Source organism: Pseudanabaena sp. SR411, assembly GCF_002251945.1.
Lineage (GTDB): Bacteria > Cyanobacteriota > Cyanobacteriia > Pseudanabaenales > Pseudanabaenaceae > Pseudanabaena.
This window is the reverse complement of the sequence record NZ_NDHW01000178.1, coordinates 1-8,310: the sequence shown is the minus strand read 5'-3', so window position 1 is coordinate 8,310 and position 8,310 is coordinate 1. Positions and strand designations below refer to the sequence as shown.

Sequence of the window (8,310 nt, the reverse complement as noted above, 5' to 3'; positions counted from 1 at the left end):
TTGGTTTGGGCTTGAGCGCAAAGCGCTCTATGTCCTAAGCAAGACTTACATTGCTATAGCTAAAAAATGCTTTGATCTTGTCAACAAATAGCTGAGGATGCTCGAAGTGAATATTGTGACCACAACTAGGGATAATTTCTAGTTGTGAGTATTTGCATAGCTGTTGCATTTTGTGATTTATTTGTACAAACTTGGGATCTAACTCACCAGCAAGTAACAACAACGGAATCTGATTTTGAGGGAGTTTCTCCCATAATGATGGTTGCCTTCCTGTGCTGAGATTGCGTAGAGATTTGGCTAGCAAAGCAGGCGAATTATTTAACCGTTGCTCTAGCATTTGGGCAAAATTTGGATGCGATCGCAAAGTGGCAAAAATTGGTTGTTGATACCAATTTTCGAGAAACAATTGAAAATCACCAGCTTCTAGTTTGGCTGCTAGTAATTGATCCTTAGCTAGACGATCGCCTCTTTCCTTAACCGTTTGTAAACCTGCGGATGCAGATTCGAGAACAACTCTATGAAAATATTGCGGAAAATGAATTGCTAGATATAAAGCTAACCTTCCGCCCATAGAGTATCCCACTAAAAAACAGCGATTCACACGAAGTAAATCCAAAAATTTGATGACAAAGTTGGCAGTGGACTGTATTGTGTAGTAGTCATCGTGATCAATTCTTGGATCTATGACCCTAGTTTGACCATGCCCCAGCAAATCGATCGCGACACAGTAAAACTGCTTAGACAAAATCGCGATCGCTTGCTTAAACTCAAAGCGATCGCCCATAAATCCATGCAAAAACAAAATTGTGGGATCGCTGGAATCGCCCTCTGAGAGATAGCTCAAACAATAATTATCAATTTGCAACTTGAGTACCATCATCAAACAATGCAAGCGAGACTATGAACGAACAAATTCTGAAAGAAATTGAGAGCGCCAGAGCTTCGGAAGCCACATCTCTGTATCTTAGTGAACTACAAATGGTGGCAGTTCCTGAAGATCTTGGCAAATTGACAAATTTAGTTTGGCTATACCTCAGTGAAAACAACTTGACTTCTCTGCCAGAATCGATCGCCAATTTACAAAAACTAACTTGGCTACATCTCGAATCTAATCAACTGCCCAAAATTCCCGATGCAGTCATGCAGCTAAAAAATCTTACAGTGCTAAATTTAGCTGAAAATCAGATTACCACTTTGCCTTCAGATATTGGAAAATTATCCAATCTAGCCAGATTTGATATTAATGCTAATTCTTTAACAAGTATTCCCTCAGAAATTGGATTGCTGAAGTTTTTGACATGGCTTGATTTAAGTGAGAATAAACTCGAAAGATTACCTATAGAAATCGGTCACCTCACTAATTTAACTGAGTTAGATTTGCGAAAAAACAATCTCACAACTTTGCCAGAAGAAATTGGCGATCTGACAGGACTAACCGATCTATATCTTGGCAATAATCAACTGAGTTGTCTTCCATCTGAGATTGGTAATCTTAGAAATATTACGGAATTAGACTTGTCCTATAACCAGCTAACTCATCTTCCTTCCACAATCTCTAATCTCAAGAAGCTTTTACGCTTAGATTTACGAGGTAACTCCATTGAAGCATCTTCTTTGAGTAATTTAAAACATGGCATAATTTTAATTTAAAGCCCAAAGATGATAGGCAGTGCTTGCGCTACCTATCATCTTTGGGCTTTAGACCGAAATACAAAAGTGTCGGCACACTTTTGTATTTCGGTATTAGAGGTGCGGCGCGAAGCGCCACACCTCTAAAATTATCAAAACAAAAAGCAGCGCTTGGCGCTGCTTTTTGTTTTTTATTGATGATGGCGATATCTGAAGAGAACAAAGAAATACTCAGTTATATCAATGTATTGTCAATAGCTTCGATGATTCTCTCAGATTTCCTTTGATAATTCCCTAGACTTATTTCTTACTTTCAATGTTTTGAAATAGTATTTTTAGCTAATACTTTTAGCTGGTGTGAGCAATGTAAATAGACTATCAAGCGAAAAATTACCAGACAATAAATTAACAAGCCAAATAACTTGCTTATTAATTATTAAGTTAATGAGCATTCACAGCTTCGCGCACAGGAATTACGGTTACGGATTTGACATCCTTGCTCTTGTCACGAGTATCGTTAATACTGACAACTGTATAAGTCTTAGTATTGTCCGCACGAAATACATCACCCACAGAAAGTGGCTTGTTATAGTGCAATGCACCAATAAAGCGTTGGTGAAGATCGGTCATTAAGTACTGCATAAACTCCTCGTTCAATTTCTAAAGTCTAAAAGTGCGATCGCCTCATATGTTGAATACATATGTTGCTTCTGCCATCTGTATACCACTGTTTCCGCAATTGGTATATAAAATTTCTTATATTTTTTTGTAACTTAGTCACTTTTTGGCAAACACTTACATAAGTACTGCAAATTGTTAGGTAGTACCCATGTCCAAAAATGTAACCTTTCTATGACTTCACAGCCTGTGACTGAACTTGAGCCTGATTATGCGTTAAGCGCCTATGACTATGAATTGCCAAGCGATCGCATTGCTCAAGATCCAGTCACACCAAGGGATACATCGAGGTTATTGGTGATTGATGGTGATCGCAATTTACTGCACCAGCACTTTTACGATTTGCCCAATTTTTTACGTGCAGGAGATTTGCTCGTTTTTAATAACACCAAAGTCATTCCTGCAAGAATGTATGGTCAAAAGCTATCGGGGGTTCCTGTCGAGATTTTGTTAATGGAGCCGATTGGACTTAATCGCTGGTTAGCTTTGGTTAAACCGGGAAAGCGCTTGCCCATTGGTAGCACGATCGTATTTGCGGAAAATGTCAAAGCTACAGTAGAGGGGATTGAAACAACTACCAGAGCGCGAGAATTACAGTTTCATATTCCTGCTGAGGCTGACCTTGACAAAATTATTCAACAACTAGGCAAGCTACCATTACCGCCCTATGTAACCGATTCTCATACCGACCCTGATCGCTATCAAACCATCTATGCGGAGGTATCTGGGGCGATCGCTGCGCCAACCGCAGGTCTACATTTTACTGAACCACTATTTCAAAAACTAGAGGATCAGGGCATCGATAAAGCCTTTGTGACCTTGCATGTGGGTATCGGCACATTTCGTCCTGTGGAGACTGAAGACATCACGCAGCATGTGATGCATAACGAGTGGTGTGAGGTGTCAGAGGAGACGATCGCGAAAATTAAGGAAACCAAAGCGCGGGGTGGTCGGGTAATTGGTGTGGGTAGTACGGTGGCGAGATCGCTAGAGAACTCAAATTTTCAAGCTTTTAAGGGCAAAACGAATTTGATGATTTATCCGGGCTATGAATGGAGAGTTTTAGATGGGATGGTGACTAATTTTCATTTACCTAAGTCCACTTTGTTAATGATGATGTCATCGTTTTTGGGTGAGGGTGGACGCGAATTTTTAATGTCGGTCTATCAAGAAGCGATCGCTAAGGAATATCGTTTTTATTCCTTTGGCGATGCCATGTTAATGCTGCGATAAACGCCGCAGCAAAGCTGCGGCGTTTATCGCTATAAGTACATTGAGTAATTAATTTGGGGTGGAGCGATCGCTAGTAGTAATTTTTGCGTAATTCTGATTATTAATAATCGTCGCAGAGCTACTTCTCGATTAACTCCAAAAATTCGACAGCGATCGTAAAACTGCAAAAAAGACTCAGCAAGCGATCGCGATAATTTAGTTCTAGATTTATTACTACTTGCAGAATTCTCACTCTCCAAATAAGCGGCGATCGCCAAGTTCTGCATCAATAAACCAATTTCGGCAGGTTCTAAATGTAGAGACTGCGCGATAAAATCAGAACCCGATTTTTGATGGCGCGGCGAAGCCGCGCCATCAAAAAGTTTAGCCAATCTGATTAACGCACAACAACGAGCATAGGCATACTGCACAATTGGATCAAGCAACTTATTTGTAAAATCTATGGAAATATCACTTTTTTGCCAAAATCCTTCGTAATTAGTAATTCCCTCAATCTGCCATTGCTCTAAAGCTAATAAAATTTCAGCGATATATGGCTCACTTAAGAAAATATTTAGCCAACCTTTACCTAAAGCTTGAATTTGGCATTGTGAAGTAATTGCTGGATTTTGCGAACAAGTCAGCGCGATCGCTTCGGCAATTTGCAATGGACTGAGATTTAATCGATTGGCGATCGCCAAAGCGATTGATGATGTGTAATGGGCTTCGTATTTGGGATAGCCCACCTCCAGCGAAATTTCCTTAGGAGTAAGCAAAGTTCCAAACACCAAATTAATCGCATCAGCGATCGCAATTTGAATAATTCGCGATGGAGAAATGAAATTCACACTATTAGAGTTCTGCGATTTGATATTTGGTGGTGCGGCAACGCCGCGCCACCAAATTACTTCATGCGTGGTAAGCGTAAAACATTGGGAGCTTTAGAAAGTGGACTAAGGATTTGATTTAGCGCCCTTAATTGCTCAGGTGTTCCCATAGAAATCAAAACATCACCTTGCAAAATCTCAGTATTACCATCAGGTCCTGCAATCACATGACCATCAGCACGACGAATCGCTAGGACGAGAACACCAGTCTGAGATCGCAGACTTGCCTTTTTGAGAGAAACTCCCACATAACTAGAGTCATCAATGCGATATTCCTCAATATAAAATGAGCGATTTTCCCCTGCAATAATTCCATCCACGAAATCCATCACCTGTGGACGCAAAGCCACAGCCGCCATCCTCTTACCACCTGTAATATATGGTGAGATGACTTCATCGGCTCCACCTCGGCGCAACTTTTGCATTGCTTCTTCAGTACTGGCTCTAGCGATCGCCCTGATTGCAGGATTTAAGGTTTTTGCGGACAACACCGTATAGAGATTTTCCGCATCCGACGGTAAAGCCGCCACAATGCAAATCGCCCGCTCAATTCCTGCAAAAAACAATGTTTGATCGAGGGCAGCATCTCCTTGCACCGCTAGATAACCAGACTGCTCAGCCTGTGCAATCATCACAGGATCACTATCAATCACCACAAAAGAAATACTTCCCTCCGCCGCAAATTCGGCGGTAACTTGTCTTCCTGTGCGCCCAAATCCGCAGATTATGTAATGTTTATCTAAGGCTTGCATGATTTTTCGGAGTCGTCTTGCCTGAAAGATATTGTAAATATGACCATTGGCGATCGCCGCCGTAAACTGAGTTGCAATGTAGCTAATGCTAGCAACTCCCAGAATAATTAGCACAACCGTAAACACCCGTCCCTCAAAATGCAGGGGATTGGTTTCGCCATAACCAATGGTGGCAAGGGTAATGATTGTCATGTAGAGGGCATCAAACCAACTCCATCCTTCGAGTAGGCGATACCCCAATGTACCAATCACCACCAATCCTATTAAGATCCCAATATTGGTGAGTAAAGTACGCTGATATTGCAACAATTCGCGCTGTAAAAAATCTGGTTGCAACTGTTGGTAACTAAGCGAACTTTTGGAAGGCATACATTTCTGTACAGTTATGAACAAAGAGTAAGGACTTCGCAGCAAAATAAAGAACTTTTTTTTGTGGCGCGGCGAAGTCGCTCTACAAAAAACAGGTTCTTTATTTTAAACAAGAACTTATTTAAAAGAATGTTAAGCTGCTTATTAATATATTGCTTCAGCTTTTAGGCATTTTTAGTAAGATTGTTAATTGCATCGGTCTAGTTTTTGCAAATAAATGCTGTCACTCATGGGACAAGTATGACATCAGAGCCACCTTCCGAAACCACACAAATTAACCGTGCTGTAACCTCTCCCTATCGTTCAGCCGTGGATATTAACGACGATAATTTAGAGAGATTTCACTCTTGGACTGGGTATAACACCCACACAGATATGAGTAGTAACACGAAATTCCAAATGCGTGACTTTCATATCGATCTAGGTATGGCTGTGATTGGTTTTGGCGTTTTATGTGGATGGGAAGTGCGATCGCGCAAAATCGATTTCAAGGGCAAAACTCATATTATTTACGAACTAAGGGGTGATACTGATCCGCAAGTTGTACCGATGTTACGCCAAAACTGTAGTGATGAAATGGCAACATTTTTACATAGTCGTTTAATTAGAACTTTAGATTTTTTGCGTTCCTGTTCAAAATTTTCTGGTATTCCTCACGTTCACATCATCTCTATCCGCAATCACTATGTGATGAGTGCGGTGTGGCGACCATATCAAAATAAAATTTGGATGGTTCCCATTGACCAAATTGAGGGTTTATCTTTTTCGAGTCATTTAATTTAAGTGAAGGTGTGGCTAAGCGCCGCCTTGACTGAGTGGATTTTATTATGTCTATTCGTATTAAGGGCGATCGCCCGATCAAAACCCCAACGGGTTTATCTACACGCCCCACACCCAGTAAGGTCAGAGCCGCAGTTTTTAATATTTTGCAAAGTCACATCAAAAATGCAAATTGGCTAGATATCTGTGCTGGGTCAGGAGCAATGGGAGCAGAGGCGCTAGCGAGAGGTGCTAATCAGGTTGTGGGAATTGAGTTATCAGCGATCGCCTGTCGCATCGTCAGTGAAAATTGGCAGAAATTTGCTAAGCCCGAACAAAAATTTCAAGTTATTAAAGGTGATGCAGTTAAAACTCTGCCCAAGTTAGCAACAAATTTCTTTGATCTAGTCTATTTCGATCCTCCTTACCAAAGCGATCTCTACGAACCAGTCCTAAAAGCTCTACCACCCTTACTTGCGGATAATGCATTAGTAATTGCAGAATGTGATCGCTTACGTCCTCTTCCCGATGCGATTGGTAATCTAGTCTGTTGCGATCGCCGCCAATATGGACAAACTGCCCTCGTCTTTTATCAACTTCCACACTAAGCAAGATGACGATCACGGGAAGACAGCCTAAAATCATAAACAGTCATTAAATTACTCAAAAGTCATCTATTTCTCCAAGAGTCACCGCAGTGCTAACTACAGAAAATACCGAAACTCGCGATCGCCTTTTATCTCCTTTACAAACATGGACATGGCGTGGATATAAAATTCAATATTCTGTGACTGGTACAGGCACACCCCTAGTCTTAATTCATGGCTTCGGTGCATCGATTGGTCACTGGAAAAAGAATATTCCTGCTTTTGCCGAGGCTGGCTATCAAGTATTTGCGATCGACCTCTTAGGATTTGGGGGATCGGCAAAACCTGCTCTTGATTATTCACTAGAACTTTGGGAAGAACTGCTCAAGGATTTTCATCAAGAATTTGTGCAGCAACCAGCAATCTTTATCGGTAATTCCATCGGTGCTTTATTAGCGCTGATGCTCACAACTAATTATCCTGAACTTGCAATCGGAGCGGTCTTGCTTAATGCCGCAGGTGGCTTAAATCATCGTCCTGAAGAGTTAAATTTACCCTTGCGCTTGGTGATGGGTGCTTTTGCGAAGTTAGTTAGCTCTGAAGTCTCAGGCAAATTTGTATTCAATCAAGTTCGCCAAAAGCGGAATATTCGCAACTCTCTGCGTCAGGTTTATCGCAATCATCAAGCGATCGATGATGAGTTAGTGGATATGCTCTATCAGCCATCCTGTGATGAAGGTGCACAGAAGGTTTTTGCCTCTATTTTAACGGCTCCTGCTGGTCCCCGCACTTCTGATCTATTGGCTAATGTAGAGAAGCCTCTACTAGTACTTTGGGGGGATGCTGATCCTTGGACTCCAATTAATGGAGCGAAGGTTTATGAAGAAGCAAGTAAGACTAAGGATATTCAAGTTATTCCCATTCCCAATACTGGTCATTGCCCCCACGATGATCGCCCTGAAATCGTGAATGCTCTAGTGATTTACTGGTTACAGAAGTTAGCGTAAAAGAGAGAGCGCATAGCGCTCTCTCTTTTATGCCCAGAAATCTAAATTGAGAAGTTCATCAAGCGATCGCGTAAATTCCCATGTGTCAGGAAACTTTGTACTTTTGTATTCGGGTCTTAGTTTTTTAAGACATTGTTGATAGACAGGATCGAGAATTTTTTGATAGTCATTCTGCAAGCTGGGAGAAGTTTCCATCAGGTCTTCAATTTCGGGGCGAATGTTGCGAATTGTCCGTTCCCATCCATGATATTCAATCGGCATGTTAACGTAGCATCGTTTCATAATATGTTCGATCCTACATTCCGCTCGTAATGGAAGGGTAAAATAATTACCGAAAATCAAAATCATCGAAAATCAAAAAAGAGGAGGTAAATATTAATACAGAGATGAAAGTATCGAATCTAGACCATCTAGGGATCGTGGCAGGGAT

The 8,310-nt window shown here is 41.2% G+C and carries 11 protein-coding genes; 5 read left to right on the top strand and 6 right to left on the bottom strand.

Annotated elements, in window-relative coordinates; all coding sequences use genetic code 11:
• Positions 1-34: 34 nt before the first annotated feature.
• Positions 35-880, bottom strand: a complete 846-nt coding sequence (gene menH, locus B9G53_RS18535) for a 2-succinyl-6-hydroxy-2,4-cyclohexadiene-1-carboxylate synthase (protein ID WP_254923717.1) — start codon at positions 878-880, stop codon at positions 35-37.
• 20 nt (positions 881-900) lie between these two features.
• Here menH and B9G53_RS18530 point away from each other — a divergent pair, with 20 nt between their 5' ends.
• A complete protein-coding gene (locus B9G53_RS18530; protein ID WP_094534957.1) occupies positions 901-1,650 on the top strand; it encodes a leucine-rich repeat domain-containing protein in 750 nt (249 codons plus the stop codon).
• A gap of 28 nt (positions 1,651-1,678) precedes the next feature.
• On the opposite strand, the gene B9G53_RS27535 is transcribed toward B9G53_RS18530, so the two are convergent.
• Entirely contained in the window at positions 1,679-1,852 is a 174-nt protein-coding gene (locus B9G53_RS27535) for a hypothetical protein (protein ID WP_176453268.1), read from the bottom strand.
• 218 nt (positions 1,853-2,070) lie between these two features.
• On the bottom strand, positions 2,071-2,271 hold the full coding sequence (locus tag B9G53_RS18525) for a hypothetical protein (RefSeq protein ID WP_094534956.1): 201 nt from the start codon (positions 2,269-2,271) through the stop codon (positions 2,071-2,073).
• Positions 2,272-2,481: 210 nt separating this feature from the next.
• Between B9G53_RS18525 and queA the strand changes: the two genes are divergently transcribed.
• On the top strand, positions 2,482-3,540 hold the full coding sequence (gene queA / locus B9G53_RS18520; RefSeq protein ID WP_094534955.1) for a tRNA preQ1(34) S-adenosylmethionine ribosyltransferase-isomerase QueA: 1,059 nt from the start codon (positions 2,482-2,484) through the stop codon (positions 3,538-3,540).
• A 29-nt stretch (positions 3,541-3,569) separates the two neighbouring features.
• Here the strand turns inward: queA and B9G53_RS18515 are convergent, their stop codons facing one another.
• Entirely contained in the window at positions 3,570-4,367 is a 798-nt protein-coding gene (locus B9G53_RS18515; protein WP_094534954.1) for a DALR anticodon-binding domain-containing protein, read from the bottom strand.
• Positions 4,368-4,423: 56 nt separating this feature from the next.
• Positions 4,424-5,527: a TrkA family potassium uptake protein gene (locus tag B9G53_RS18510; protein ID WP_094534953.1), complete on the bottom strand. Its 1,104-nt coding sequence runs from the start codon at positions 5,525-5,527 to the stop codon at positions 4,424-4,426.
• Positions 5,528-5,767: 240 nt separating this feature from the next.
• On the opposite strand from B9G53_RS18510, the gene B9G53_RS18505 reads away from it, so the two are divergent.
• The 3 genes from B9G53_RS18505 to B9G53_RS18495 all read left to right on the top strand — a co-directional run bounded on the left by B9G53_RS18505 (position 5,768) and on the right by B9G53_RS18495 (position 7,880).
• Entirely contained in the window at positions 5,768-6,310 is a 543-nt protein-coding gene (locus B9G53_RS18505; protein ID WP_094534952.1) for a hypothetical protein, read from the top strand.
• 44 nt (positions 6,311-6,354) lie between these two features.
• Positions 6,355-6,894, top strand: coding sequence for a 16S rRNA (guanine(966)-N(2))-methyltransferase RsmD (rsmD, locus tag B9G53_RS18500; protein WP_094534951.1), 540 nt, complete (start codon positions 6,355-6,357; stop codon positions 6,892-6,894).
• Between the two features lie 89 nt (positions 6,895-6,983).
• Positions 6,984-7,880: an alpha/beta fold hydrolase gene (locus B9G53_RS18495; protein ID WP_094534950.1), complete on the top strand. Its 897-nt coding sequence runs from the start codon at positions 6,984-6,986 to the stop codon at positions 7,878-7,880.
• A 27-nt stretch (positions 7,881-7,907) separates the two neighbouring features.
• Here B9G53_RS18495 and B9G53_RS18490 read toward each other — a convergent pair whose 3' ends face one another.
• Positions 7,908-8,162, bottom strand: a complete 255-nt coding sequence (locus tag B9G53_RS18490; RefSeq protein ID WP_176453267.1) for a DUF29 family protein — start codon at positions 8,160-8,162, stop codon at positions 7,908-7,910.
• Positions 8,163-8,310 lie beyond the last annotated feature (148 nt).

Coding starts and splice junctions, on each gene's coding strand:
- menH (WP_254923717.1), bottom strand. CDS start 880: ATGATGGTACTCAAGTTGCAAATTGATAATTATTGTTTGAGCTATCTC.
- B9G53_RS18530 (WP_094534957.1), top strand. CDS start 901: ATGAACGAACAAATTCTGAAAGAAATTGAGAGCGCCAGAGCTTCGGAA.
- B9G53_RS18525 (WP_094534956.1), bottom strand. CDS start 2,271: ATGCAGTACTTAATGACCGATCTTCACCAACGCTTTATTGGTGCATTG.
- queA (WP_094534955.1), top strand. CDS start 2,482: ATGACTTCACAGCCTGTGACTGAACTTGAGCCTGATTATGCGTTAAGC.
- B9G53_RS18510 (WP_094534953.1), bottom strand. CDS start 5,527: ATGCCTTCCAAAAGTTCGCTTAGTTACCAACAGTTGCAACCAGATTTT.
- B9G53_RS18505 (WP_094534952.1), top strand. CDS start 5,768: ATGACATCAGAGCCACCTTCCGAAACCACACAAATTAACCGTGCTGTA.
- rsmD (WP_094534951.1), top strand. CDS start 6,355: ATGTCTATTCGTATTAAGGGCGATCGCCCGATCAAAACCCCAACGGGT.
- B9G53_RS18490 (WP_176453267.1), bottom strand. CDS start 8,162: ATGAAACGATGCTACGTTAACATGCCGATTGAATATCATGGATGGGAA.